The organism is Geodermatophilus sp. SYSU D01106, from assembly GCF_054049995.1.
This window is the reverse complement of record NZ_JBJGYM010000018.1, coordinates 19,346-44,003: the sequence shown is the minus strand read 5'-3', so window position 1 is coordinate 44,003 and position 24,658 is coordinate 19,346. Positions and strand designations below refer to the sequence as shown.

24 protein-coding genes and 1 pseudogene are annotated in these 24,658 nt (G+C 76.3%); 14 read left to right on the top strand and 11 right to left on the bottom strand.

The annotated features are described in order from the left end of the window. Positions 1-2: 2 nt before the first annotated feature. Positions 3-839 (top strand): substrate-binding periplasmic protein, encoded by an 837-nt coding sequence (locus tag ACI78R_RS17570; RefSeq protein WP_457041655.1) that lies wholly within the window; start codon positions 3-5, stop codon positions 837-839. Positions 840-948: 109 nt separating this feature from the next. Here ACI78R_RS17570 and ACI78R_RS17565 read toward each other — a convergent pair whose 3' ends face one another. Further along, a complete protein-coding gene (locus ACI78R_RS17565) occupies positions 949-2,058 on the bottom strand; it encodes an NAD(P)/FAD-dependent oxidoreductase (protein WP_457041654.1) in 1,110 nt (369 codons plus the stop codon). Between the two features lie 82 nt (positions 2,059-2,140). Here ACI78R_RS17565 and ACI78R_RS17560 point away from each other — a divergent pair, with 82 nt between their 5' ends. After that, complete coding sequence (locus tag ACI78R_RS17560; RefSeq protein ID WP_457041653.1) at positions 2,141-2,689, top strand: DinB family protein; 549 nt, start codon at positions 2,141-2,143, stop codon at positions 2,687-2,689. Here ACI78R_RS17560 and ACI78R_RS17555 read toward each other — a convergent pair. Together ACI78R_RS17555 and ACI78R_RS17550 are read right to left on the bottom strand one after the other, a co-directional pair. After that, positions 2,686-3,249 carry an LOG family protein gene (locus ACI78R_RS17555; protein WP_457041652.1) on the bottom strand — a complete coding sequence of 188 codons (564 nt, stop codon included), beginning with the start codon at positions 3,247-3,249 and terminating at the stop codon, positions 2,686-2,688. The genes ACI78R_RS17560 and ACI78R_RS17555 overlap by 4 nt on opposite strands. Next, complete coding sequence (locus tag ACI78R_RS17550) at positions 3,249-3,707, bottom strand: MaoC family dehydratase (protein ID WP_454555416.1); 459 nt, start codon at positions 3,705-3,707, stop codon at positions 3,249-3,251. The genes ACI78R_RS17555 and ACI78R_RS17550 overlap by 1 nt, the downstream gene beginning before the upstream one ends. A 66-nt stretch (positions 3,708-3,773) precedes the next feature. Here ACI78R_RS17550 and ACI78R_RS17545 point away from each other — a divergent pair, with 66 nt between their 5' ends. Next, positions 3,774-4,265 carry an NUDIX domain-containing protein gene (locus ACI78R_RS17545; RefSeq protein ID WP_454555417.1) on the top strand — a complete coding sequence of 164 codons (492 nt, stop codon included), beginning with the start codon at positions 3,774-3,776 and terminating at the stop codon, positions 4,263-4,265. Between the two features lie 4 nt (positions 4,266-4,269). Here ACI78R_RS17545 and ACI78R_RS17540 read toward each other — a convergent pair whose 3' ends face one another. Continuing rightward, positions 4,270-5,073 carry an endonuclease/exonuclease/phosphatase family protein gene (locus ACI78R_RS17540; RefSeq protein ID WP_245794221.1) on the bottom strand — a complete coding sequence of 268 codons (804 nt, stop codon included), beginning with the start codon at positions 5,071-5,073 and terminating at the stop codon, positions 4,270-4,272. A gap of 130 nt (positions 5,074-5,203) precedes the next feature. Here ACI78R_RS17540 and ACI78R_RS17535 point away from each other — a divergent pair, with 130 nt between their 5' ends. The 4 genes from ACI78R_RS17535 to ACI78R_RS17520 all read left to right on the top strand — a co-directional run bounded on the left by ACI78R_RS17535 (position 5,204) and on the right by ACI78R_RS17520 (position 8,033). Next, the gene (locus ACI78R_RS17535; RefSeq protein ID WP_457041651.1) at positions 5,204-5,980 is read left to right on the top strand and encodes a hypothetical protein; all 777 of its coding nucleotides are present in this window, start codon (positions 5,204-5,206) and stop codon (positions 5,978-5,980) included. Positions 5,981-6,033: 53 nt separating this feature from the next. Next, positions 6,034-6,924, top strand: coding sequence for a 1,4-dihydroxy-2-naphthoyl-CoA synthase (locus tag ACI78R_RS17530; protein ID WP_073417932.1), 891 nt, complete (start codon positions 6,034-6,036; stop codon positions 6,922-6,924). Between the two features lie 13 nt (positions 6,925-6,937). Beyond that, positions 6,938-7,285, top strand: a complete 348-nt coding sequence (locus ACI78R_RS17525) for a hypothetical protein (protein WP_457041650.1) — start codon at positions 6,938-6,940, stop codon at positions 7,283-7,285. A gap of 133 nt (positions 7,286-7,418) precedes the next feature. Beyond that, on the top strand, positions 7,419-8,033 hold the full coding sequence (locus ACI78R_RS17520; protein ID WP_457041649.1) for a TetR-like C-terminal domain-containing protein: 615 nt from the start codon (positions 7,419-7,421) through the stop codon (positions 8,031-8,033). 10 nt (positions 8,034-8,043) lie between these two features. On the opposite strand, the gene ACI78R_RS17515 is transcribed toward ACI78R_RS17520, so the two are convergent. Continuing rightward, the gene (locus tag ACI78R_RS17515; protein WP_457041648.1) at positions 8,044-8,745 is read right to left on the bottom strand and encodes a TetR/AcrR family transcriptional regulator; all 702 of its coding nucleotides are present in this window, start codon (positions 8,743-8,745) and stop codon (positions 8,044-8,046) included. Between the two features lie 255 nt (positions 8,746-9,000). Here ACI78R_RS17515 and ACI78R_RS17510 point away from each other — a divergent pair, with 255 nt between their 5' ends. Beyond that, positions 9,001-10,116 carry an NDMA-dependent alcohol dehydrogenase gene (locus tag ACI78R_RS17510; protein ID WP_457041647.1) on the top strand — a complete coding sequence of 372 codons (1,116 nt, stop codon included), beginning with the start codon at positions 9,001-9,003 and terminating at the stop codon, positions 10,114-10,116. Between the two features lie 29 nt (positions 10,117-10,145). Continuing rightward, positions 10,146-11,096: a Gfo/Idh/MocA family protein gene (locus tag ACI78R_RS17505; protein WP_457041646.1), complete on the top strand. Its 951-nt coding sequence runs from the start codon at positions 10,146-10,148 to the stop codon at positions 11,094-11,096. Positions 11,097-11,109: 13 nt separating this feature from the next. Here ACI78R_RS17505 and ACI78R_RS17500 read toward each other — a convergent pair whose 3' ends face one another. The 6 genes from ACI78R_RS17500 to ACI78R_RS17475 form a co-directional block, all read right to left on the bottom strand. After that, the gene (locus ACI78R_RS17500; protein WP_457041645.1) at positions 11,110-12,270 is read right to left on the bottom strand and encodes a glycosyltransferase; all 1,161 of its coding nucleotides are present in this window, start codon (positions 12,268-12,270) and stop codon (positions 11,110-11,112) included. Between the two features lie 8 nt (positions 12,271-12,278). Further along, on the bottom strand, positions 12,279-13,241 hold the full coding sequence (locus ACI78R_RS17495) for a glucosyl-3-phosphoglycerate synthase (RefSeq protein ID WP_457041644.1): 963 nt from the start codon (positions 13,239-13,241) through the stop codon (positions 12,279-12,281). A 127-nt stretch (positions 13,242-13,368) separates the two neighbouring features. Then, a complete protein-coding gene (locus ACI78R_RS17490; protein WP_457041643.1) occupies positions 13,369-14,337 on the bottom strand; it encodes a glucosyl-3-phosphoglycerate synthase in 969 nt (322 codons plus the stop codon). Between the two features lie 88 nt (positions 14,338-14,425). After that, positions 14,426-16,552: a phage holin family protein gene (locus tag ACI78R_RS17485; protein ID WP_457041642.1), complete on the bottom strand. Its 2,127-nt coding sequence runs from the start codon at positions 16,550-16,552 to the stop codon at positions 14,426-14,428. Positions 16,553-16,584: 32 nt separating this feature from the next. Beyond that, a complete protein-coding gene (locus tag ACI78R_RS17480) occupies positions 16,585-17,259 on the bottom strand; it encodes a DedA family protein (protein ID WP_073417952.1) in 675 nt (224 codons plus the stop codon). Then, complete coding sequence (locus ACI78R_RS17475) at positions 17,256-18,065, bottom strand: MBL fold metallo-hydrolase (protein ID WP_457041641.1); 810 nt, start codon at positions 18,063-18,065, stop codon at positions 17,256-17,258. Before ACI78R_RS17475 ends, ACI78R_RS17480 begins: the two co-directional genes overlap by 4 nt. 104 nt (positions 18,066-18,169) lie before the next feature. Between ACI78R_RS17475 and ACI78R_RS17470 the strand changes: the two genes are divergently transcribed. From ACI78R_RS17470 to nrfD, 5 genes and pseudogenes are all read left to right on the top strand, one after another. Further along, positions 18,170-18,433, top strand: a complete 264-nt coding sequence (locus ACI78R_RS17470) for a hypothetical protein (RefSeq protein ID WP_457041640.1) — start codon at positions 18,170-18,172, stop codon at positions 18,431-18,433. A gap of 28 nt (positions 18,434-18,461) precedes the next feature. After that, the gene (locus ACI78R_RS17465; protein WP_457041639.1) at positions 18,462-18,848 is read left to right on the top strand and encodes an MmcQ/YjbR family DNA-binding protein; all 387 of its coding nucleotides are present in this window, start codon (positions 18,462-18,464) and stop codon (positions 18,846-18,848) included. Positions 18,849-18,946: 98 nt separating this feature from the next. Further along, positions 18,947-22,237 (top strand): annotated as a pseudogene (gene fdh / locus ACI78R_RS17460) (formate dehydrogenase). Beyond that, positions 22,234-23,298: a 4Fe-4S dicluster domain-containing protein gene (locus ACI78R_RS17455; protein ID WP_457041638.1), complete on the top strand. Its 1,065-nt coding sequence runs from the start codon at positions 22,234-22,236 to the stop codon at positions 23,296-23,298. The pseudogene fdh and the gene ACI78R_RS17455 overlap by 4 nt, the downstream one beginning before the upstream one ends. Further along, positions 23,295-24,347 carry an NrfD/PsrC family molybdoenzyme membrane anchor subunit gene (gene nrfD, locus ACI78R_RS17450; RefSeq protein ID WP_457041637.1) on the top strand — a complete coding sequence of 351 codons (1,053 nt, stop codon included), beginning with the start codon at positions 23,295-23,297 and terminating at the stop codon, positions 24,345-24,347. Before ACI78R_RS17455 ends, nrfD begins: the two co-directional genes overlap by 4 nt. Positions 24,348-24,658 lie beyond the last annotated feature (311 nt).

Genomic DNA, 24,658 nt, shown 5'->3' with positions numbered 1-24,658 from the left:
CCGTGAAGACGCACCGCCTGAGCGCCGCCGTCCTCGCCCTCGGTTCCGCCGTGGCCCTCGTGGGCTGCGGGTCGGACTCGACCAGCGAGGTGGCGGCCGACTGCGAGCCCGCCCACGAGTTCGAGACGGTCAGCGAGGGCGTGCTCACCGTCGCCCTGACCAACACCCCGCCGTACTCCTTCGAGGAGGGCGGCCAGGCCGAGGGCATCGACAGCGACATCCTCAAGGAGATCGCCGCCGACGAGTGCCTGACGATCGAGTACGAGGCCTACACCTACGCCACCGCGGTCCCGGCCGTGGAGACCGGCCGGGTCGACGTCGCCGTCGGCGGCTTCTACCGCACGGCCGCCCGCGGCGAGGTCGTCACGCTGAGCGCCCCGGTCTACCTCGACGAGCTCACCGTCATGTCCGCCGACGGCGTCTCCACCGTCGACGACCTGGTCGGCAAGCAGGTCGGCACCGTCGAGGGCTACCTGTGGGTGGACGCGCTGCGCGAACTGCTCGGTGACGACCTGCGCACCTACCCCGACTCGCTGAGCCTGGCGCAGGACCTGACCGCCGGCCGCCTCGACATCGGCCTCGACGGCTACGGCGCCGCCGCCCAGTCGACCGAGGACACCGACTTCGCGATCGAGGTCCTCGAGAGCGACCCGCGTGTGCCGGCCACCGAGGAGCCCTCGCAGACGAGCCTGCTGCTCGACCCGAGCAACGACGCCCTGGCCACCGCCGTGGACGAGCACATCGGGGCCATGCGCGAGGACGGCTCGCTCGTGACCATCCTCGAGGACAACGGCCTCCCCGCGTCGGCGGCCGAGGTCGGGGACGCGCGGCTGATCTGACCCCCGGCAGCCGCGTCCGCGGGCCCGTGGCCGGGCGACCCCCGGCCGCGGGCCCGCGCCGTCCCGCCTCCGCGCGCGGAAGGCGGGCCGACAGCGCTCCGGAGGCCCCTCAGCGCAGGGAGCGGGCCGCCGCGGCGAGGGTGCGGGCGGTGAGCCGGCCGTCGGCGAGGCCGAGCGCGACGACGTCGTCGAACACCCGCTGGTCGGCCGCCGCGGCGCGGAAGGCGGCGTCCATGACCACCGGCCACCGGCTGATCCACGACGCCGCCGACGCCGACCGGTGGTGCGCGCCCAGCCGCCGGCGCAGCGCCCGCCGGTGCAGCGTCCCCGCGCCCGCCCCGGCCGCGGCCGCCCGCCCGGCGAGCACGCCGGACAGGACCGCGTAGAAGATCCCCTCGCCGGTCATCGGGTTGACCAGCGAGGCGGCGTCCCCGGCGAGCAGCACCCGGCCGTCGGGCTGGCGCGGGCGGCCGGTCGACAGCGGCAGCCGGTGCGCGCGCAGCCCCTCCGGCTGCACCCCGGGCAGCAGCCGGTGCAGGCCCTCCACCAGCGCGGCGCGGTTCGCCCCGCCGCTGACCAGCTCGCCGTAGCCGACGTTGGCCCGCCCGTCGCCGAGCGGGAACGACCACGCGTAGGCCGGCCAGCGCTGCTCGGTGGTCACCAGCACCTGCGTGCCGGCCTGGCCGGGCAGCTCCGGCGCGTAGCCGCGCAGCGCCACCGCCAGCCGGTCGTCGCGGTTGCGGCCCAGCCCCAGCGACCGGCGCACCACCGACTCCGCGCCGTCGGCGCCCACCAGCACCCCGGCGGTGAGCACCCCGTCGACGTCCACCCCGTCCCGGCCGGGCGTGACCCGGCGGACGGCGTGCCGGCGGAACGCGGCGCCGCGGTCGAGGGCCGCGGTGAGCAGCCGGGCGTCGAACACCTCCCGCGGCACCACCGACGACGGCCGGTGCGTGTCGCGCTCCACCGCCGCGCCACCGGGGGAGCGCAGCGACAGCCGCGGCACGGGGGCGTAGCCCGCGGTCAGCGCGGCGACGTCGACGCCGAGGCCCGCGAGCACGTCGAGCGCCTCGGGGGCGACGCCGTCGCCGCAGACCTTGTCGCGGGGGAAGTCCGCCCGGTCGAGCACCAGCACCGAGGCGCCCGTGCCCAGCGCGGCGAGCGCGGCGGCCGCCCCCGCCGGGCCGCCACCGGCGACGACGACGTCCCAGCGCTCCACGCCCGCGACGCTAGGCAGGCCCGCGCCGCGCGGCCAGCCGGGGGCTGTCGGGACCGCGCCCCCGCGGCGGAGGATGGCGGCCGTGAGCGCACCGGACGAGCGGGACCTGCTGCTGCGGATGCTGGAGAACCAGCGCACCGGGCTGCGCAACGCCCTGCTGGGCCTGACCGAGGAGCAGGCGCGGGCGCGGCCCAGCGCGAGCGAGCTGTCGCTGTCGGCGCTGGTCAAGCACGTGACGCAGGGGGAGCGGGTGAACGTGGCCGGGCGCATCGGCCGCCGCCCGCACGCGGTGGAGACCGATCCGCAGGCCGAGTGGATGGCGGGCTTCACCGTGGGGCCGGGCCAGACCGTCGAGGTGCTGCTCGACCGCATGGCCGAGGTGGCGCGGGAGACCGAGGAGGTCGTGCGCGCCGAGCGCGACCTCGACCGCGTCGTCGAGGTCCCCGACGGCGTGGCGCAGTGGCTGCCGCCGGGCACCGTCCTCAGCGTGCGGTGGCTGCTGCTGCACCAGATCGAGGAGCAGGCCCGCCACGCCGGGCACGCCGACGTCATCCGCGAGTCGATCGACGGCAAGGGCGCCTGGCAGCTCGAGGCCGAGGCGCAGGGCATCGCCGCGCCGGGCTGGCGCTAGCGGGCGGCCCACTTCCGCGGCGGGTGCTCGTAGCCCTCGACGAAGGCCAGCAGGCCCGCCGCGTCGCCGACCACGCCGAGCGCGTCGAGCCGGCGCTGCTCCAGGTAGCCGTCGTCGGCCATGCGGCGCAGCTGGGCGAGCAGCGGCTGCCAGAACCCGTCGACGTCGAGCAGCGCCACGGGCTTCGCGTGCAGGCCGAGCATCCCCCAGGTCCACGCCTCGAACAGCTCCTCGAGGGTGCCGGCGGCCCCGGGCAGCGCGACGAAGGCGTCGGCGAGCTCGGTCATCCGCGCCTTGCGCTCGTGCATCGACCCGACGACGTCGAGGCGCGGCAGGCCGGGGTGGGCCAGTTCGTCGTCGACCAGGTGCTGCGGGATCACCCCGACCACCTCGCCGCCGGCGGCCAGCGCGGCGTCGGCCACCGTGCCCATGAGCCCGACGTGCCCGCCGCCGTAGACGACGCCCACCCCGGCCGCGGCCAGGTCGGCGCCCAGAGCCGAGGCGGCCGCGCGGTGCGGCTCCGGCCCGGGCCGGCTGCCGGTGAAGACCGCGACCCGCATCAGGCGCCGTAGTAGCGGAAGACCGGCTCGGCGATGCAGACCGGCTTGTCGCCGCCCTCGCGCTCGATGACCGCCGCGAGGGTCAGCTGCAGCCCGCCGGCGACCTCCTGCACGTCCTTGAGACCGGCGCTGAGCCGGACCCGCGAGCCGACCGGCACGGGGGCGGGGAAACGGACCTTGTTCAGGCCGTAGTTCACGCCCATCGCGGTGTCGGTGACCGCCAGCACCTGCCCGGACAGGGAGGCCAGCAGCGACAACGTGAGGTAGCCGTGGGCGATCGGCCCGCCGAAGGGGCTCTCGGCCTTCGCCCGCTCGACGTCGACGTGGATCCACTGGTGGTCGCCGGTGGCCTCGGCGAACGTGTCGACGTGCTCCTGCGTCACCTCGAACCACTCGCTGGTGCCGAGCTCGGTGCCGACCAGGCCGGGCAGCTCGGCCATCGTGGTCGTGGTGGTCATCGTGCGTGCTCCCGTCGTCGGTGGCGGCGTCCGCGCCGGATCCTGCCAGTGCGGTTCACTGGTCGCGTGGGGAGCAGCGGGCTGACGCCGACCGACGGCTGGACCACCTGCTCGCTCGGCCACCGGCACTGGGGCCGCGCGGGCGCGGCGGGCCTGCTGGTGCACCGCGACGGCGCGGGCGGCCCCGAGCTGCTGCTCCAGCACCGGGCGCTGTGGTCGCACCACGGCGGCACGTGGGGGACGCCCGGCGGCGCGCTGCACCTCGGCGAGAGCCCCGAGCAGGGCGCGCTGCGCGAGGTGGAGGAGGAGCTGGGGCTGCCGGCCAGCGCGCTCGTGCTCGGTGCCCGCTCGGTCGACGACCACGGCGGCTGGGCCTACACCACGGTGCTGGCCCGCCCGGCCGGCGAGCTCGACCCCGCGCGGCTGCGGCTCGACGGCGAGAGCACCGGCGTCGCCTGGGTGCCGCTGGCCGGGTTGCACCAGGTGACGCTGCACCCGGGGCTGGCGGGCTCCCTGGACCGGCTGCGCCCCCTGCTGGCGGACACCCCCGCGGCCTGAGGGGTCAGGCGCCGAGCGTCACCGTCAGCGCGCGGTGGTCGCCGACCCCCAGCACGCGGACCGCGGCGTCCCGCGCCGGCACCGGGCCCAGGGCGAGCAGGTGGTCGAGCTGGATGCGCGGCTCGTGCGCGGGGAAGCTCGGGCCGCTGACCAGCCGGGTGGCGCCGAGCAGCCGGGCCGGCACCCCGCCGGGCAGGTTCAGGTCGCCGGCGACGACGACCGGTCCGGGCAGCGCCGCCGCCCACCGCCGCAGCCGGCGCAGCTGGCGCACCGCGGTGGGCGGGGAGAAGGACAGGTGCGTGCCGACGACGGTGAGCCCGTCGAGGCAGGCGGCGACGGCGATGCGCGGCTCGTCGGGCACCCACCAGGTGCGCACCCGGCCGGTGGCGGGGTCGGGCGCGCGCAGCGGCAGCCGGGCACGGCCGGCGCCCAGCCCGAGCACCGCCCACTCCCGCACGGGACGGCGGGACACCAGCGCCACGCCGTACACGGGCCCGTCCACCGCGTCACCGGGCCCGCGCAGCGAGGGCTCCGCGGCGGTCCACGTGCCGCGGAACGGGCTCGGGGTGCCGTGCAGCGTCGCGGCGGCCCGCCAGTCGGCGGCGCCCAGCGCCCCGGCGACGACGGCGGCCTGGTCGGTGCCGTCCGAGCGGTGCTGGCCGCCGTCGACCTCCTGGACGGCGAGCACGTCGACGTCGAGATCGGCCACCGCGGCGGCGAGGCCGGCGGGGGAGAGCACGCGGCCGGCGGGGCCGCGGCCGGAGGCCAGGTTGAGGGTGCCCACGCGCAGGGCGGCGCCGTCGGGCACGGGGGCGACGCTAGCCGGGGACGGTCACCCGTGCGCGGTCCCGCGGTGGACGCGCAACCCCGCGGCTGGTACCTCGTTGTACCGGCGGTGTGAGGCCAGTCTCACCCACCTCGACGGAGAGGAACGGCCGATGAGCGCGCGGCACCGTGCGACCGACGTCGTCGCGACGACCGGACGGCCGGACCCGGACGGCGAGGCCCCGGCGTCCGCCGCTGCCGCCTCCGAGACCGCCGCGCAGCGCCTCACCTGGCGGGTGCTCATGTCCTTCGCCGTCACCGGCCTCGTCGTCGCCCCGCTCATGGCCACCGCCGGCGCCGACGCCGCGGGCGCCGCCGGGGGAGGCGGCGCGGACGGCTCCGGCGTCTACGTCGCCGACGGCACGGCGGGCGCGGCACCCGGCTACACGCGGCTCACGCCGTCCTTCGGCGTCCCCGGCACGCCCGACGGCTCCCTCTTCCCCGGCTTCGGCACCACGGCGTCGTCCTCGCAGGGCGCCGGCGGCCGGGCGGCCTCCCCGTCGGCCGGGCTGTTCGACCTCGGCGGCGCCGCCGCGTCCGCCGCGTCCGCCGCCCCCGCGCCGGCCGCGGCCCCGGCGGCGCCCGCCGCCCCCGCACCGGCACCCGGGACGCCGGCCCCCGGCACCCCGGCCGGCGGCGCACCCGCAGCCCCGGCCGCGCCCGCTCCCCAGGCGCCGGCCCCGGCGCCCGCCGCCGTCCCGGCGCCCGCGCCGGCCCCCGTGCCCGCGCCGCCGGCCCCGCTCGCGCCGGTGACCGAGCCGGTCGGGGAGCTCGTCGAGGACGTGACCGGCACGGTCGGCGGGGTCGTCGAGGACGTGACCGGCCCGGTCGGCGGCACGGTCGGCGGTGTCGTCGGCGGCGTCACCGGGGTCCTGCCCGGCGGCGGCTGACCGCGGGCCTGCCTCCGGCGGCCCGGCGTCCCGGACGCCGCTAGGTTCGGGGCATGAGTGCCCGCGACGACGTCTCGGAGATCTTCGACAGCGCCGCGTGGCAGCCGGTCGACGGGTTCGACTTCGGTGACATCACCTACCACCGCGCCGTCGACGCCGGCGTCGTCCGGATCGCCTTCGACCGGCCCGAGGTGCGCAACGCCTTCCGCCCGCAGACGGTCGACGAGCTCATCACCGCGCTCGAGCACGCCCGGCTGTCCACCGACGTCGGCTGCGTGCTGCTCACCGGCAACGGGCCGAGCCCGAAGGACGGCGGGTGGGCGTTCTGCTCCGGCGGTGACCAGCGGGTGCGCGGGCGCCACGGCTACGAGCACGAGGTGGGCCGGTCGAGCGGCCGGCTGCACGTGCTGGAGGCCCAGCGGCTGATCCGGTTCATGCCGAAGGTCGTCGTCTGCGTCGTCCCCGGGTGGGCCGCCGGCGGCGGGCACAGCCTGCACGTGGTCAGCGACCTCACCCTGGCCAGCGCCGAGCACGCCCGGTTCAAGCAGACCGACGCCGACGTCGGCAGCTTCGACGGCGGATTCGGCTCCGCCTACCTCGCCCGGCAGGTCGGCCAGAAGTTCGCCCGCGAGGTCTTCTTCCTCGGCGAGGAGTACTCGGCGGCCGACGCGCACGCCATGGGCATGGTCAACCGCGTCGTCCCGCACGCCGAGCTGGAGCGCACCGCGCTGGACTGGGGGCGGCGGATCGTCGCCAAGAGCCCCACCGCCCAGCGGATGCTCAAGTACTCGTTCAACCTGATCGACGACGGCCTCGTCGGCCAGCAGCTGTTCGCCGGGGAGACGACCCGGCTGGCCTACGCGGCCGAGGAGGCCGTCGAGGGCCGCGACGCCTTCCTGGAGAAGCGCGACCCCGACTTCTCCCGGTTTCCCTGGCATGTATGAGCCCCTGGCACGTGTGAGCGGAGGACCTGTGATCGTCGAGGTGGTGGGCGGCGCCGACGAGCGCCCCGAGGTGCGGGTCGTCGACACCGACGACCTCACGCGGTTGCACCTGGCCCTGGGCCAGGTCACCGACGAGGAGGCCGACCAGGCGCTGCGCGACGCGGGCCTGGGCCGGATGCAGGACGCCGACACCGGCGTCCTCGACGCCGCGGCCCTGCGCGCCGCGGCCGAGCCGGACGCCGACGTCGCCGACTGGGCGCAGCGCTGGGACGGCATGGTCGAGTCCGCCCGCGGCCGGGGCTGGGTCAGCGACGACGGCGCGTTCCTGCAGGTCCACGTCGAGTCGGCGGCCGGCGCCTGACCTCGCACGGGCCCCGCGCAACCCGCCGTTCCGGCAGGAGGGGTTGCGGGGGACCGGTCGGGTGACTCGGCACCCCGGTCGTTGTGGTGACTCCACCGACAGGCCAGTATGAGGCGGTGCACAACCTGATGACGTGCGAACGGACCCGCTCGTGAGCGGCACGCCCGGACGACCGCTGAGCGCCGAGCTGTCCGAGCAGCTGGTCGCGGTCGCCGTCGACATCCTCGCGGAGGAGGGCTGGGGCCGGCTCAACAGCGACCGCGTCGCGGCCCGCGCGCGGGCGGGCAAGGCCGGCATCTACCGGCGCTGGCCGTCGATGTCCGCGCTCGCCCGGTCGGCGGTCAGCCGCTTCACGCTGGTGACGGCGCCGCAGGACGAGGGCTCGCCCCGTGCCGACCTGGCCGCGCTGGTCGCCTCCTGGCGCCGGCCGCTGTCGCGCGAGGAGCGCGCCGTGGCCAGCCTGGTCGGCGCCGCCCGGCACGACGAGGACCTGCGCGCCGGGCTCGACGCGGCCCTCGTGCACCCGCTCACCGACGCCGTCGAGACGCTCGGCGACCGCTGGTCGGCGCGGGGCGAGGAGGTGCCGGCCGAGCGGCTGGCCCTGCTGCGCTCGGTGCTCGAGGCGTTCTGGTGGCAGCGGCTCACCGTGGCCGGCGACGGCGCGCTGGTGGCCGAGCACGTGGAGCAGGTCGTCGACGACGTCCTGCTGCCGATCGTGGCGCCTGCCGTGGAGCGGGTCGCGAGCTGAGGGCGCCGGGTCAGACCGCCCGCAGCGTCCCCGGGACGGCGCCGGCCGCGGTCCCGGGGCCGGCCACGCCCGCGTCCTCGAGGTCGGCCTGCATGCGGGACAGCAGCCGGCCCGTCGTCGCCCGCACCTCCGCGACGAGGGCGGGCACGTCCGCGGGCTCGGGCAGCGGGTCGCGCAGCGTGAGGACCAGCGACCGGGTGACCGACAGCCAGGTGGCCGCCACCAGCCGGGCGGCCAGGCGCGGGGGCGTGGTGAGGCCGGCGGGCGGCTCCTCCGTGAGGGCCTCCTCGAGCGCGTCCGCGAGCAGGCGCTCGGCCTCGTGGTGCAGCTCGCGCTCGGCGGCCTGCAGTGCCGGCGAGCGGTCGAGGGCGGCGACGGCGCAGCGGCCCTCGGGCTCACCGAGGCGCTGGGCGAAGCCGGCCATCGACTCCACCAGGTGGCGGCAGAGGGCGCCCAGCGGGGTCACCCCGGCGGGCCGCTCGCGGACGGCGTCGGCCGGTCCGGTCACCCAGGGGGCGCGCCCGGACCAGTAGAGCTCCTCCTTGGTCGCGAAGTGGTTGAACACCGTCTGCACGGCCACGTCCGCGGCCGCCGCGACGTCGGCGATGGTGACGGCGTCGAACCCGCGCTCGGCGAACAGGCGCTGAGCGGTCGCGAGGACGTGCGCCCGGGTCAGTGCCTTCTTCCGCGCACGCAGGGACTGCTCACTCACGGTGCGAGGCTAGCAACGCAGCGTTGCGACTCCGGTCCCATCCGGAACGACATCAGCCGGACGGGGCATGCCGGCGCGGCGACAGGGGTGTGCTCGGGCATCCGGACGATCCTGCCCCGGACCGCCCGGTCCCGCAGGCCGACGGGCCTGGCACCCGGTGCCACCCCGCCGTCGGCCGTGCCGGGCCGGTGGGGTTGGCTGGTCGCCGGACGGCGCCGACGGGGACGCCGCCGGGTTCGAGGAGGACCGACGCCGGTGAGGACCAGGGGAGCGGTGCTGCGCGAGGCGGGCACCGAGTACGAGATCGTCGACCTCGAGGTCGTGGACCCCGGGCCGGGCGAGGTCCTGGTCGAGATGGCCTACGCGGGCCTGTGCCACTCCGACGAGCACCTGCGCCACGCCAACCCCGGGGGGCGGTACCCGATCGTCGGCGGCCACGAGGGCTCCGGCGTCGTCCTGGCCGTCGGCCCGGGCGTCACGGGCGTGGCGCCCGGCGACCACGTCGTCACCAGCTTCCTGCCCGCCTGCGGGCACTGCCGGTACTGCGCGACCGGCCGGTCCAACATCTGCGACGCCGGCGCCACCATCGCCATCGGGCAGCTGCCCACCGGCACCTACCCCTTCCGGCTCGACGGCGAGCCGCTCGGCGGCTTCTGCATCGTCGGCGCGTTCGCCCGGCACACCGTGCTCAGCGAGTTCTCCTGCGTGCGCATCGACCCGCACCTGCCGCTGGACACCGCCGCCCTGCTCGCCTGCAGCGTGCCCACCGGCTGGGGCTCGGCGGTCTACTCCGGCGGCACCCGCCCCGGCGACGTCGTCGTGGTCGTCGGCCTCGGCGGGGTGGGCGTCAACGCCGTGCAGGGTGCGGTGCACGCCGGCGCGGCGCACGTCATCGGCGTCGACCCGGTGGCGATGAAGCGGGAGTTCGCGCAGACCCTGGGCGCCACGCACACCGTCGCCGACGCCGGCGAGGCGGCGCAGCTGGCGCGGCACCTCTCGCGGGGCACCGGCGCGGACGTCGTCGTCGTGACCGTCGGGAAGATGTCGCCCGGCGTGATGGCGGGCGCGTCGGCGTGCCTGGGCAAGGGCGGCACGCTGGTGCTCACGGCGCTGGCCGACCACCCGCGCGAGGGCCACGTGGACCTCAACGGGCAGATGACCACCGTGTTCGAGCACCGCGTGCAGGGCTCGCTGTTCGGCTCGTGCAACCCCTTCCGCGACATCCCGATGCTGGCACGCCTGGCCGAGGAGGGCCGGCTCGAGCTCGACAGCCTGGTCACCCGCCGGTACGCGCTCGACGAGCTCAACCAGGGCTACCGCGACCAGGCGGCGGGCGAGACAGTGCGGGGACTGCTGGTCCACGGGGGTTGACGCCCGCCGCGCCGGGGCAGGTGCCCGGCGTGGCCCTGAGGGTGGGACTGGTGGGAGCCGGCGGCGTGGGCGCGCGGCACGGCCGCACGCTGACCGGACTGGACGACGTCGAGCTGGTCGGGGTGGCCGACGCCGTCCCGGCCGCCGCGCGGGCGCTGGCCGGCGAGCTCGGCGTGCCGGCGCTCGAGCCGGACGAGCTGCTGCGCTCCCGTCTCGACGCCGTGTGGCTGTGCGTCCCGCCGTTCGCGCACGGCGAGCTCGAGCTCGCCGTGGTGCGCGCCGGGCTGCCGCTGTTCGTGGAGAAGCCGCTGGGCGCGGGGCTCGCCGTCGCCGAGGAGGTGGCCGCCGCCGTCGCGGCCGCGGGCGTGCCGACGGCGACCGGCTACCACTGGCGCCACCTCGACACCGTGGCCGCCGCCCGGGAGGTCTGCGCCGCGCACCCGCCCCGGCTGGTGTCGGCCACGTGGCTGGACAAGGTGCCGCCGCCGGCGTGGTGGTCGCGGGCCGACCGCTCCGGCGGCCAGGTGGTCGAGCAGGCCACCCACGTGCTCGACCTCGCCCGGCTGCTCGCCGGGGAGGTCGCCGAGGTGCAGGCGGTGCGCGCGCCGTCGTCGGACCCCGGCCGCGACGTCGACGACGCCACCGCGGCGGTGCTGCGGTTCGCCTCCGGCGCGGTCGGCACCCTCGCCGCCGCTTGCGCGCAGCCGGCCAAGACCCGCGCCGGCCTCGAGCTCTCCTGTGCCGGCGCCGCGGTCGAGCTGACCGAGACGGCGCTGACGGTGACCACCGCGGAGGGCGCGGACCGCCGGGAGCCCGTGGTGGACGCGCGCCTCGCCGTCGACCGGGCCTTCGTCGACCTGCTCACCGGCGGGCCGCGCGCCGACGGGCTGGTCGACTACGCCGAGGCGCTGCGCACCCACCGCGTCGCCGTCGCGGTGGCCGAGTCGGCCCGCACGGGCGCCCCCGTCCGCCCCGGATAGGGCCCTTGTAGCGCTAATGGCTCCCCAAGGGCTGCAGGGGAGCCGCCGCCGCGGCCGCGCGCGCGACCACCTCGGCGTAGAGCTCCTCGTAGGCCGCCGCCATCACCGCCGGGGCGAAGCGCCGGCGCGCCTCGGCCGCGCACGCCGCCGGGTCGATCGCGCCCACCCGGCGCAGGGCGGCGGCGAGGCCGGCCTCGTCGGCGGCGAGCAGGCCGGTGCGGCCGTCGTCGACCAGCGAGGGCAGGCAGCCGCGCGGCGTGGCGACCACCGGTGTGCCGGCGGCCAGCGCCTCGCACACCGCGGTGCCGCCCGGCTCGTCCCACCGCACCGGCGTCAGCAGCGCCCGCGCCCGGCGCAGCAGCGCGTCCTTCCCCGCGCCGGCGACGCTGCCCACCCACCTCGCGCGCCTGCCGTCGAGCAGCGGCGCGACCTCCCGGAGGAACCACGCGACGTCGGGGTGGCCGAGCCCCGGGTGGCCGGGCGTGGCCACCGCGGCGTCGAGCTCGGCCGGGCCGGCGAAGGGTCCCACCGGGCCGGCCAGCACCACCGGGACCCCGGCTGCGGCGCACGCGCGCACCGCGGTGTCGGTGCCCTTGAGCTCGCAGATGCGGGCGAGCACGAGCACGGCGTCGTCGCGGTCCTCCCGGGGCAGCGGCGGCGGGCCGTCCACCGGGACGGCCAGCGGCACCGCGGCCAGCGTCTGGCGCCGCAGCGCGTCGGGCCCGCGGACCACCTGGCTGTCGGACACCCCGGCGAAGAACACCCGGCCGCGGCCGTCGAAGCGCTCGTAGAAGGAGGAGTTGCGGCGCAGGTCCCAGTGCAGCGTGGCGAGCACCGGCGGGGCGGCCGGGCCGAGGGCGCCGAGCACCGCGGGGCCGACCACCTCGAGGTGGGTGTGCACGACGTCGAACGGCTCCGCCGCCACCGCCCCGGCGACGGCGAGCGCGTGGGCGTGCGCGTCGCCCACCACCTGCGGGTACGGCAGGCCCAGGCGCTCGAACCGGCCGGTGGGGAAGGCGCTGACCAGGCCGTCGACCGGGAGCGGGGAGTCGCCGGAGGCGGCCAGCACGACGGTGTGCCCGCGCTCGCGCAGCGCGGTGGTGAGCGTGGCGACGACGTTCTCCAGCCCGCCGTAGCCCGGCGGCGGCACCGGCAGCCACGGGCCGACGTCCATGAGCACCCTCACGACAGGGGCCCGGGCTCGCCGGCGGCCGCGCGGACCGAGCGCATCGGCGGCCGCTCGCTCACCCCCACGTCCCAGCTCACCGCCTCCACGCCGTCGGCGGTGCGGAGGAACTGCAGCAGCTCCGACGACGGCCGCCCGGCGCCCGGCCGGCGGGCGATCGCGGTGGACAGGATCTGCCCCGCCATCCGCCCGAGCGCCGCGTCGGACTGGTGGCTGTGCCGGCGGGTGCCGACGTCCACCTGGGCGAGCGCGTCGACGCCGGCCAGCCCCGCGAGGTCCACGAGCAGGCCGAACTCGACGCCGTAGCCGGAGACGAACGGCACCCGCTCGAGCAGCTCCCGGCGGCCGGCGTACTCCCCGGACAGCGGCTGCACGAAGCCCGCGAGCTCCGGCCACCAGGCGTTGAGCAGCGGCCGGGCGAGCAGCTCGGTGACCCGCCCGCCGCCGGAGGGGACGATGCCCTCGGGCGTGTGCAGCGGCCGGTCGTAGAGCGCCTTGACGTAGCCGATCGCCGGGTCGGTGAGCAGCGGGCCGAGCAGCCCGACGACGAACTGCGGGTCGAACCCGACGAGGTCGGCGTCGACGAAGACGACGAGGTCGCCGCTCGTGGCGTGCAGCCCCTTCCACAGCGCCTCGCCCTTGCCCGGCACCCGCCCGTGGGCCGGCAGCACGGTGGCGGTGTCGACGACGGTGGCCCCGGCCTCGGCGGCGACCGCGGCGGTGCGGTCGACCGACCCGCTGTCGACGACGACCACCTCGTCGACCAGCGGGGCGTCCTCCACCAGGGCCCGCCGGATCGTGCCGACGATCGTCCCGACGGTGGGCTCCTCGTCGAGCGCCGGCAGCACGACGCTGACGGTGGAGCCCCGGGCCGACTTGGCCTCAGCGAGCTCGGCGGCGCACCACGTGGCCGCGCTGAAGGTCCGCCGGCGCAGCCAGCGGGAGACGTCCGGTCGCATGGGTCTTCTCCCCATGGTCGGGTGCCGGCTCCTCTGCCGGCACGGGACCCCCCGTCGCGACAGGATGCACGACTCCGGACGTCCGGCACCCGGTCAGTTCCTCCCGGACCTCCGGGAGGAACTGGGGTCACACGGCCCCGGCGCGCTCGGCGAGGTACTCGCCGACGGTGACCATCGGCGGGCGCTCGTCGACCCCGACGCCCGTGCTGACCGGGACGAAGCCCGCGCCGTCGCTGCGGAACTGGGTGAGCAGGCCGGCCGCCGAGCCGGCCCCGCTGCGGGCGAGCACCGCCGACACCACCTGACCGGCCATCCGCCCGAGCGCCTCCTGGTCCTGGGAGGTGTGCCGGCGCACGCCGAGGTCGACCTGCGCCAGCCCGTTCAGGCCGAGCAACCCGAGCAGGTCGACCAGCAGGCCCACCTCCACGCCGTAGCCGGAGACGAACGGCACCTGCTCCAGGGCCGCGCGACGGCCGGCGTACTCCCCGCCCAGCGGCTGCACGAACCCGGCGAGCTCGGGCCACAGCGCGTTGAGCAGCGGCCGCGCGGTGAGCTCGGTGACCCGCCCGCCGCCGGCCGGGGTGCTGCGGCCGTCGATCTCCAGCGGCCGGGTGTAGCAGCCCTTCACGTAGCCCACCTGCGGGTCGGTGAGCAGCGGAGCGAGCAGCCCGGGGACGTAGTGGGAGACGTCGCCGAGCAGGTCGGCGTCGAGGAAGACGAGCAGGTCACCGGTGGTGGCGGCCAGCGACTTCCACAGCGCCTCGCCCTTGCCCGGCCGGCTGCCGTGCGCGGGCAGCACCTCGGCGGCGGCGACGACGTCGGCCCCGGCGGCGCGGGCCACCTCGGCGGTGCGGTCGCCCGAGTCGGAGTCGACCACGAGCACCTCGTCGACCAGCGGTACGAGCCGCACCCAGCGCTCGACCAGGTCGGCGACCAGCCCGCCGACGGTGGCCTCCTCGTCGCGGGCGGGCAGGACCACGCTCACCCGGTGCCCGCCGCGCCGCTTGGCGCGCAGCAGCCGGGCGACGTCGACGTCGTGGACCGAGCGGGTCGTGGACGTGCGGCCGGTGAACCAGGCGCGGGCGTCGGGTCGCATCGGCCCACTCTGGGGGAACGGGATCCGGCACCGCCACGGACGGAGCCGGTGTTCACGAACACGTAGCCCGCCGTTCCGGGACGGGGGCTCAGACCCGCCCGGCGCCGGCCGTCTGCAGGGCGGTGCGGCTGAGCGGTCCCACCGCGGCGCCGGCGCCGTCGGGCTCGGGGTGGCCGAGCTCGGTGAGCCAGCCGCGCAGCACCCGGTGCAGGTGCTCCGCGCCGACGATCTCGCCGGGCGGGGAGAGCACGCGGGGGTGGGCGAGGAAGCCGCGCTGCTGCGGGCCGCCGAGGCCGCCGTGCGAGCCGACGTGCGGCTCGAAGGGGGAGGCCTCGTCGGTGTCGGGGTCGTAGCGGCTGTTGACCATCACGTCGGGGCAGTGCGGGAACGCCGACACCCGGGCGACCAGCGCCGGCGCGTGCTCGCCGTAGGGGGCCAGCGGGTCGGCGCCGATGACCACCCCGGTGGCCAGGCGGTGCAGGCCGTCGCGGCCGAGGACGACCGGCCCGTGCTCCTCGGAGTGCACGAGCGCGAACCCGACGCCGGCGTGGTCGACGAGCGCGGGCAGGAGGTCGGGCCAGTGCCGCTCGATCTCCTCCAGCGGCACGCGGCCGTGCAGGTCGGCGAAGTGCACCCCCGCGGTGTGGCCGGAGACGACGACCACCACGCCCGGCGCCACACGGGCCACCTGCCCGGGCTGCCCCGACGGCGTGCGGTGCGTGTGCTCGCCGGCGCCGGCGCTCTCCACCCGCTCGCGCAGCCGCCGCGCGATCGGCCCGGGCCCGGACGCGGCCTCGGCCAGCGCGGAGGCCACCTGCCAGCCCTCGGCGGGGCGGCGGCTGTCCTTCGGCTCGCCGCCGCGGCGCCCGGGCGGAGGGGAGCCGCCGCAGTGCCGGCCGACGAACGCCTCGATCGTCTCGCCGAACCGCTGCGCGAACGCCTCGCCCTGCGTCTGGCCGTGGTCGGACAGCAGCACCAGGTGGTAGTCCCGCGGCGCGAGGGCACCGGCCCGGGCGAGCCGGCCGATCTGCTGGTCGATGGTGCGCAGCACCTCGAGGGTGTCGAAGCGCTCGACGCCGCTGTGGTGGGCGACCTCGTCGTAGCCGAGGAAGTCGGCGTAGACCACCGGCCGCCCGGCCAGCATGTCCTCGAGGATCGCCGCCACCACGACGTCGCGGGCGATCACCGTGGTGCCCGGCCGGGCCAGCGGGTAGATGCCGCCGCGGCTGACCCGCGGCCGGACGTCGGCGCGCCGCTGCCGGGCGGCGGCGGACAGCTCGCGGGCGACGTCGACGAGCGAGACGCCCAGCGTGCGGACGGCGTTCACCGGGTTGGCGAAGTAGGCGTAGTAGCCGGCGCCCACCCGCTCGCGGCGGCGGATCGAGCGCCGGGTGGTGACCAGCGGCAGCGAGCTCATCGTGAGGCTCACGTGCGGGGCGTCGCCGCTGAACAGGTTGCCGCGGCTGGCCCCGCCGCCGGCCAGCAGCCCGCGTCCGTCGGAGTGCCGGCGCTCGACCTCGGCGGCGTCGGCCGGGTGGGAGACCTGGACGACGTGGTCGCGGTCCTTCTCGTAGTAGCGGAAGCCGACGACGTCGTGGTTGGAGCCGTGCAGGATGCCGCACACCGCGGCGCCGGTCTGGGAGCTCCAGTCGGTGTGCCAGGAGGTGAGCGCGTGGCTGCCCGAGCGCAGCCAGGCGGCGAGGGTGGGCATCGACCCGTCGCGCACGGCGCGGCGCGCGGTGTCGAAGCCGAGGCCGTCGATCTGCAGGAACAGCACCCCGGGCGGCTGCGGGCCGGCGGCCTGGGTGCGGGCGGCCCGGCGGCGGGCGCGGCGGAAGAACAGCTCGTCCTCGTCGATGGCCAGCGCGCTGGTGACCACCGCCGTCACCCCGGCCATCGCCACCACGACCAGCACGGCCGTGCGCAGGTCGGCGACGGTGACGCCGGGGACGGCGAAGGAGGCGGCGAGCACCACGGCGCCGAGCAGCAGGAAGCTGCCGAGGCCCAGGGTGAACAGCGCCAGCGGCAGCGCCACCCGCATGACCAGCGGCCACACGACGCCGGACAGCAGGCCGAGCAGCAGCGCGGCCAGCGGGGGCTGCCACCAGTCGCGCATGGCGAAGCCGGCGAGCCACCGGTCGAGGACGACGAGCGCCAGCGTGGTGAGCGCCCAGGTGAGCAGCACGCGCGCGGTGGCCCGGCCGGGGCCGAGCACGCGCCCCCCGGCGCGCCCCGGGGACCCGGCGCTCACGATGCCGGGCCGCACGGGGACGCGCTGGCCTGCCCGGCGGGTTCCTCCGCGGGGTCGTCGCCGGACCGCTCGGGCGCGGCCCGGCGCCGGCGGGCGGCGGCGACGAGGTTGAGCAGCGCACCCACCAGGAGCACGAGCAGCGTGGCGACCAGGGTGGCCACCAGCGGGTTGTCGAACACGCCGCCGCTGACGACGCCGAGCAGGGCGTAGGCGACCGCCCACAGCGTCGAGGCCAGCAGGGAGGCCGGGAGCAGCCGCCGCCACGGGTAGGCCAGCGCACCGGCGGCGAGCAGGACGGGGATGCGCCCGGCGGGCAGCAGCCGCCCGACCAGGACGATCTGCCATCCGTGCGCCCGGAACTGGGCCCGGACCTCCTCGATCCGGTCGGCGTGCTGGCCGCGGGCCACGAAACGCACCGCGGCGGGCCCGCCGAACCGGCAGACGGCGAAGGTGACGACGTCGCCGATCCAGGCGCCGAGCGTGGACAGCACGAGCACCAGCACGAGGTCGAGGCGGCCGGTGCTCACCGCCAGGGCGGCCGCCGCGCCGACGACCGCGCCGGTGGGCACGACCGGCACGATCGAGCCGAGCAGCACACCGCCGAACACGACGGGGTAGCCGAGCGAGGACCCGTCGGTCCAGCTCGACGCCAGCGTCCCGGTGGTGCTCACGGCGTCCCCGCGGCGGCGGGCAGGACGACCGGCTCGCCCGGTTCGGCGATCACGACCGTGGTGGGCAGCGCGCGCCCGGCGACGGCGGCGGCGAACTCCCGCGGCGGCTCGGTGAGCAGCCGCCGGTAGCGCCCGGCCAGCCCCGGCACCGTGGTGCCGCCGGGCACGGTGAGCGTGCCCCAGTGCACCGGGACGGCGAACCGCGGGCGCACCCGTGCCACCGCCTCGGCCGCGCGCCGCGGGTCGAGGTGGCCGGGGCCCAGGGTGGGACCCCAGCCCCACACCGGCACGAGCGCGACGTCGACCCCGCGCCCGCCGATGCGGGCCATGCCGTCGAACAGGTCGGTGTCGCCGAGGGCGTAGACGGTCCGCCCGTCGCCCTCGACGAGGTGGCCGACGGCGGCCGTGTCGGGGCCGTGGGTGAGCCGCGGGCCCCACCGGTGGCCGCTGTGCACGGCCGGGACGGCGGTGACCCGCAGCCCGCCGTGGGTCAGCGACTCGCCCGGCGCCAGCTCGTCGACCCAGCGCAGGCCGCGCGAGCGCAGCCACGGCCCGGCGCCGCGCGGCACGACGACGCGGACGTCGTCACCCAGCAGGCGCAGCGACGGCAGGTGCAGGTGGTCGGCGTGCAGGTGGCTGACCAGCACCAGGTCGGCGCCGGCCCAGGCCGGCTCCGGCGGCGGGGGGACGACGCGGCGCAGCGGCCCGACGGTGGCGGTGAGGACCGGGTCGGTGAGCACCGTGCTGCCGGCCAGCTCGACGCGGACCGTCGAGTGGCCCAGCCAGCGCAGCCCGGGGTCGCCCACCGGGCCAGTATCGACCCCGGCACCGACGTCCCCGAACGCTTTCCCTCGGACGGATCCGTCCGTTCGAGGTGCGCGCGGCGCGGGGGCGGCCCACCATGCCTGCCATGACCTCAGCGGGGCGCGACCCGGGGTCGACCGGACCGGCTGCCGAGCTGTCCCAGGAGCTGCGCCGCATGGCCCTGCTCCTCGAGACGGCGGCGGTCCTCGACCTGCGGGCGCAGCGCACGACCGATCCCCGGCAGGTGGCGGTGCTGCGGCGCCGCGCCGAGCAGCGCAGGCAGGAGGCCGGCCGGCTGCGCGAGCACCTGGCGGCCTGCGGCCGCGCGCTCCCGCCCCGGACGTCGAGGGCGGCGGCACCGGCTCCCTGAGCCCCCGGTCGCCGCTAGCCTCCCGCGCGTGGCCACCTGGGCGGACGTCCGGCGTCTGGCCCTCGCGCTGCCGGAGACCAGCGAGGGCACGTCCTGGGGCTCGCCGGCGTGGAAGGTGCGCGACCGCACCTTCGTGTGGGAGCGGCCGCTGCGCCGCGCCGACCTCGAGCACCTGGGCCCCGGCGCCCCCGACGGGCCGCTGCTCGGCGCCGCCGTGGCCGACGAGGGCGTCAAGCGGGCGCTGGTCGCCGACGACCCCGCCGTCTACCTGACGACGCCGCACTTCGACGGGTACGCCGCCGTCCTCGTCCGGCTCGAGGCGGTCGACGCCGGCGAGCTCGCCGAGCTGGTCACCGACGCGTGGCTGGCCAAGGCGCCGAAGCGGCTGGCGCGGCGGCACCTCGCCGGCGGCTGAGCGCTCTCCGCCGGGTGCGCGGACGCCGCGGTACCGGTCCGATCGGTACCGCGGCGTTCCGCGCGCCGGATCGCCGTCGCGGTGGCACAGTCAACCGGGTGAAGACCTGGCTCGACGCGTGGCCGGTGTTCCGGCAGCTGACCGGTCCCGACCCCCTCGGACGCGGCGCGGCGGCGCGCAGCAAGGCGACGGAGGGCGTGGTGAGCCGCACGGCCACCGCCGACCGCGTCGTGCAGAGCGTGTGCCCCTACTGCGCGGTGGGCTGCGGGCAGCGGATCTACGTGAAGGACGAGCAGATCGTCCAGATCGAGGGCGACCCCGACTCGCCGATCAGCCGCGGGCGCCTGTGCCCCAAGGGCAGCGCGAGCAAGTCCCTGGTGACCAGCCCGACCCGGGTGACCAAGGTCCGCTACCGCCGGCCGTACGGCACCGAGTGGGAGGACCTCGACCTCGACACGGCGATGCACATGATCGCCGACCGCGTCCTCGAGGCCCGGCGCAAGGGCTGGCAGGACGAGAACGACGGCAAGCGCGTGAACCGCACCATGGGGTTGGCGAGCCTCGGAGGGGCGACCCTCGACAACGAGGAGAACTACCTCATGAAGAAGCTGTACAGCGCCATGGGCGCCATACAGATCGAGAACCAGGCGCGCATATAGCACTCCGCCACGGTGCCCGGTCTGGGTGCCTCGTTCGGACGTGGCGGTGCCACGAACTCCCAGGAAGACCTCGCGAACTCCGACTGCATCGTCATCGAGGGTTCCAACATGGCCGAGTGCCACCCGGTGGGTTTCCAGTGGGTGAGCGAGGCCAAGGCGCGCGGCGCGAAGGTCATCCACGTCGACCCGCGGTTCACCCGCACCAGCGCGATCGCCGACCTGCACGTGCCGCTGCGCATGGGCACCGACATCGCCTTCCTCGGCGGGCTGATCCGGTACGTCCTCGAGAACGACCTGTACTTCAAGGAGTACGTCGTCGCCTACACCAACGCCGCGGCGCTGGTGAGCGAGGACTTCGCCGACGCCGAGGACCTCGGCGGCCTGTTCTCCGGCTTCGACCCGGAGAACAACACCTACGACGAGTCCACCTGGCAGTACGAGCCGGAGGAGCCGCCGCACTCGGGCTCCGACGACCCGGCCGGTGCCGCCGAGCAGGACGAGCTCGAGGACCACCCCGAGATCCGCAAGACCGACAAGGCGCAGGCCGCCGGCAGCGGCGGCCCGCCGATCGCCGCCAAGCCGAAGCGCGACGAGACGCTGCAGCACCCGCGGACGGTCTTCCAGGTCCTCAAGCGGCACTTCGCCCGCTACACCCCGGAGATGGTGGCCGAGGTCTGCGGCGTCGAGCCGGAGGCGTTCCTGCAGGTGGCCCGCTGGGTCACCGAGAACAGCGGCCGTGACCGGACGACGGCGTGGGTGTACTCGGTGGGCTGGACGCAGCACAGCGTCGGCGCGCAGTACATCCGCACCTGCTCGATCCTGCAGACGCTGCTGGGCAACATCGGCCGGCCCGGCGGCGGCATCCTGGCGCTGCGCGGCCACGCCAGCATCCAGGGCTCGACCGACGTCCCGACGCTGTACAACCTGCTGCCCGGCTACCTGCCGATGCCGCACGCCAAGCAGCACGAGTCGCTCGACGACTACTGCGCCGACGCCGCCGGCAAGGCCGGGTTCTGGGGCAACAAGCGCGCCTACATGGTCAGCCTGCTCAAGGCCTGGTGGGGCGACGCCGCGACGGCGGAGAACGACTACGCCTTCGACCACATGCCGCGCATCGACGGCGACCACAGCTCCTACCAGCAGATCAAGGACATGATCGAGGGGAAGATCTCCGGCTACTTCCTCGTCGGTGAGAACCCCACGGTCGGCCACCCCAACGGCCGGATGAACCGCTTCGGCCTGGCCAACCTCGACTGGCTGGTCGTCCGCGACCTGCAGCTGATCGAGTCGGCGACCTTCTGGAACGAGTCGCCGGAGATCGAGACCGGCGAGCTCGCCCCCGAGACGATCGCCACCGAGGTCTTCTTCATGCCCGCGGCGTCGCACGCGGAGAAGGAGGGGACCTTCACCCAGACGCAGCGGCTGCTGCAGTGGCGGCACAAGGCCGTCGATCCGCCGGGCGACGCCAAGAGCGACCTGTGGTTCTTCTTCCACCTCGGCCGCATCCTGCGCGAGCGCCTCGCGGGCTCCACCGACCCGCGCGACCGCCCGCTGCTCGACCTCACGTGGGACTACCCGGTACACGGGCCCGACCAGGAGCCCAGCGCCGAGGACGTGCTGCGCGAGATCAACGGCGTCGGCCCCGACGGCCGCGCGGTCTCCGGGTACCTGGAGCTCAAGGACGACGGGTCGACGTCGTGCGGCTGCTGGATCTACTCCGGCGTCTACGCCGACGAGGTGAACCAGTCCGCGCGGCGCAGGCCCGGCCGCGAGCAGGGCCAGGTCGCCTCCGAGTGGGGCTGGGCGTGGCCGTACAACCGGCGGGTCCTCTACAACCGTGCCTCGGCCGACCCCGACGGGAAGCCGTGGAGCGAGCGCAAGAAGTACGTGTGGTGGGACGAGGAGGCCGGCCGCTGGACCGGCGTCGACAACCCGGACTTCGAGGCGACCAAGCGGCCGGACTACGTGCCGCCGGAGGGGGCCCGGGCGCAGGACGCGATCGGCGGCTCCGACCCGTTCATCATGCAGGGGGACGGGAAGGCCTGGCTGTACGCGCCGGCGGGCGTCGTCGACGGGCCGCTGCCGACGCACTACGAGCCGGCGGAGTCCGTCGTCGAGAACGCCCTGTACAAGCAGCAGGCGAACCCGACGATCGAGCACATCAACGGCCCGTGGAACCGGGAGAACCCGTCGCTGAGCCCGGTCTTCCCGTTCCAGGTGACCACCTATCGGCTCACCGAGCACCACACCGCCGGCGGGATGAGCCGCACGCTGCCCTACCTCTCGGAGCTCCAGCCGGAGTTCTTCGTCGAGGTCAGCCCCGAGCTCGCCGCGCTGCGCGGCCTGGTCAACGGCGAGTACGCCACGCTGGTGAGTACCCGGACGGCGATCGAGGCGAAGGTGCTGGTCACCGAGCGGATGCGGCCTATCCGGCTGCGCAGCGGCCAGGTCGTGCACCAGATCGGGATGCCCTACCACTGGTCCTACAGCGGCATCTCCACCGGCGACTCGGCCAACGACCTGCTCGGGATCGTGCTCGACCCGAACACGCACATTCAGGAGGACAAGGTCAGCACCGCCGACATCCGGCCCGGACGGCGCCCGCGCGGGCCCGAGCTGCTCGAGTTCGTCGAGGGCTACCGGCGCCGCGCCGGGGTCGAGTCCGGCCGCGTGGGCGTCAACGGCCGCGAGCCGGTGGCCGCCGAGGCGGGGGAGGGGTCGCAGCAGTGACGACGATCAGCTCGGCGAGCGCGGCCTTCACCGGCAACGACCCCGAGAACCGGCTCTTCGGGCCGGTCCCGGACGTGACCGGGCAGTCCGGCTACGAGACGGACCACCCGGCGCGGGTGGGCTTCTTCACCGACACCTCGGTGTGCATCGGCTGCAAGGCCTGCGAGGTGGCGTGCAAGGAGTGGAACACCCTGCCGATGGACGACTCGCACGGCGTGCGCGACGTCATCGGGCTGTCCGGGATGTCCTACGACAACACCGGGCAGCTCGGGGCCAACTCCTGGCGGCACGTGGCGTTCATCGAGCAGTCGCGTGCCGTCGACCTGCCCATGCCGACCTTCGGCCGCCCCGGCGACGACCGGCGGGGCAGCGGCCCGTCGGTGGCCGAGGGCGAGAACGACGGCAGCCTGGCCGCGGGGCAGCAGTCGAGCGTGCTCAACGCCGAGGCGCTGAGCGAGTTCGACCCGCAGACCGGGCAGAGCGGCACCGACAAGCAGATCCGGTGGCTCATGAGCTCCGACGTCTGCAAGCACTGCACGCACGCCGGCTGCCTCGACGTGTGCCCCACCGGCGCGCTGTTCCGCACCGAGTTCGGCACCGTCGTCGTGCAGGGCGACATCTGCAACGGCTGCGGCTACTGCGTGCCCGCCTGCCCGTACGGCGTCATCGACCAGCGCAAGGACGACGGCCGGGTCTTCAAGTGCACGATGTGCTACGACCGGCTCACCGACGGGCTGCAGCCGGCCTGCGCCACGGCCTGCCCCACGCAGTCCATCCAGTTCGGCAACCTCGACGAGCTGCAGGCCCGGGCCGACGCACGGCTGGCCACGCTGAAGAGCCAGGGTGTGGAGACGGCGCGGCTCTACGGCCGGGACGAGGACGACGGCGTCGGCGGCGCGGGGGCGTTCTTCCTGCTGCTCGACGAGCCGGAGGCCTACGGGCTGCCGCCGGACCCGGTGGTGACCACGCGCGACCTGCCCTCGATGTGGCGCGCGGCGGCGGCCGGCGCGGCGATGATCGCCGGCGTCGTGATCTCGTCGTTCCTCGGGCGGCGACCGTGACCGAGGGACTGACCGCGCCGGGCGCCGGCTGGCGGCGGGCCGACGGCCCGGCCGCGGAGGCCCGCGGCAAGCGGCGGCGCAGGGGCGGGCGGCGCGGCGGCGGTGGCGAGGTCGCCATGGTCGACGACGCCACCTTCACCTCCTACTACGGCCGCCCGATCGTCAAGCCGCCGGTGTGGAAGTCGCCCGACGTCCCGCTCTACCTGTTCCTCGGCGGGATGGCGGGGTCGTCGTCGATCCTGGCGGCGGTCGCCGACGTCACCGGCCGGCCCACGCTGACCCGGGTCAGCCGCTACACCGCCGGCGGCGGGGCGCTGGCCTCGGTGGTCTTCCTCATCCACGACCTCGGCCGGCCCGAGCGGTTCCTGCACATGCTGCGGGTGTTCAAGCCGACCTCGCCGCTGTCGGTCGGGTCCTACATCCTCGCGCCGTTCAGCGGGGCGGCCGCGGCGACGGCGGCCGTGGAGCTGCTCGGCTGGTTCCCGCGGCTCAAGCGCTTCGGCGGCGTCGTGTCGGCGCTGTTCGGCGGGCCGCTGGCCACCTACACCGGCGTGCTGCTGGCCAACACCGCGGTGCCCTCGTGGCACGCGGCGCACGACCAGCTGCCGTACGTCTTCGGCGGCTCGGCGATGGCGGCCGGCGGCGGCGTGACGATGGTCTTCACCCCGGTGGCCGAGGCGGCGCCGTCGCGGCGCACCGCGGTGGCGGGCGCGGCGATCGAGCTCGCGGTCATGCACCGGGTGGAGCACGACCACGGGATCGTGAGCGAGCCCTACCTCGAGGGCCGGCCCGGCGCGCTGCTGCGCGCGGCCAAGGCGTGCACCGCGGCCGGTGCGGCGCTGACCGTCGTCGCCGGGCGCCGGCGGGCCGGGGCGGTGGTGGCCGGGGTGCTGCTGGCGGCCGGCTCGCTGCTCACCCGGTTCGGCGTCTTCGAGGCCGGGCTGGTGAGCGCCAAGGACCCGAAGTACACCGTGGTGCCGCAGCGCGAGCGGCTGGCGGCCAGGGAGGCCGCGAAGCTCGACGGGCACGCCTCGACGATCACCCGCTGAGGCAGGTCCCAGGTCGCTGCAGCACTGAGCCCGCGCGCCGGCGTCGAACTCGGAGGTGAAGGCTCGACGCACGTCACGCTCGCGTCGAGTGACGAAGACGCGACGTCAGGTAACCTCGGCTGGTGAGCAGGTGCCCTGGACTGGCGCGTCGATGATCGCGATCTTGGCCGTCGCCATGCTCTCGTCCGTGTTCGTGGTCGTCGCAGGGCACCTGATCGGGCGCAGTCTCCGGAAGGCTGACCGACTCGACCACGACCGGCGGCGGACGAGTGCAGCCCCCGCCGCGCGTCCAGCGGATCCCAGGGTGTCCG

Bases quoted from the DNA above. Each gene is read 5' to 3' on its own strand.
- ACI78R_RS17555 (WP_457041652.1), bottom strand. From the start codon at position 3,249: ATGCGGGTCGCGGTCTTCACCGGCAGCCGGCCCGGGCCGGAGCCGCAC.
- ACI78R_RS17535 (WP_457041651.1), top strand. From the start codon at position 5,204: ATGAGCGCGCGGCACCGTGCGACCGACGTCGTCGCGACGACCGGACGG.
- ACI78R_RS17530 (WP_073417932.1), top strand. From the start codon at position 6,034: ATGAGTGCCCGCGACGACGTCTCGGAGATCTTCGACAGCGCCGCGTGG.
- ACI78R_RS17495 (WP_457041644.1), bottom strand. From the start codon at position 13,241: ATGCGACCGGACGTCTCCCGCTGGCTGCGCCGGCGGACCTTCAGCGCG.
- ACI78R_RS17490 (WP_457041643.1), bottom strand. From the start codon at position 14,337: ATGCGACCCGACGCCCGCGCCTGGTTCACCGGCCGCACGTCCACGACC.
- ACI78R_RS17500 (WP_457041645.1), bottom strand. From the start codon at position 12,270: ATGGACGTCGGCCCGTGGCTGCCGGTGCCGCCGCCGGGCTACGGCGGG.
- ACI78R_RS17550 (WP_454555416.1), bottom strand. From the start codon at position 3,707: ATGACCACCACGACCACGATGGCCGAGCTGCCCGGCCTGGTCGGCACC.
- ACI78R_RS17470 (WP_457041640.1), top strand. From the start codon at position 18,170: ATGACCTCAGCGGGGCGCGACCCGGGGTCGACCGGACCGGCTGCCGAG.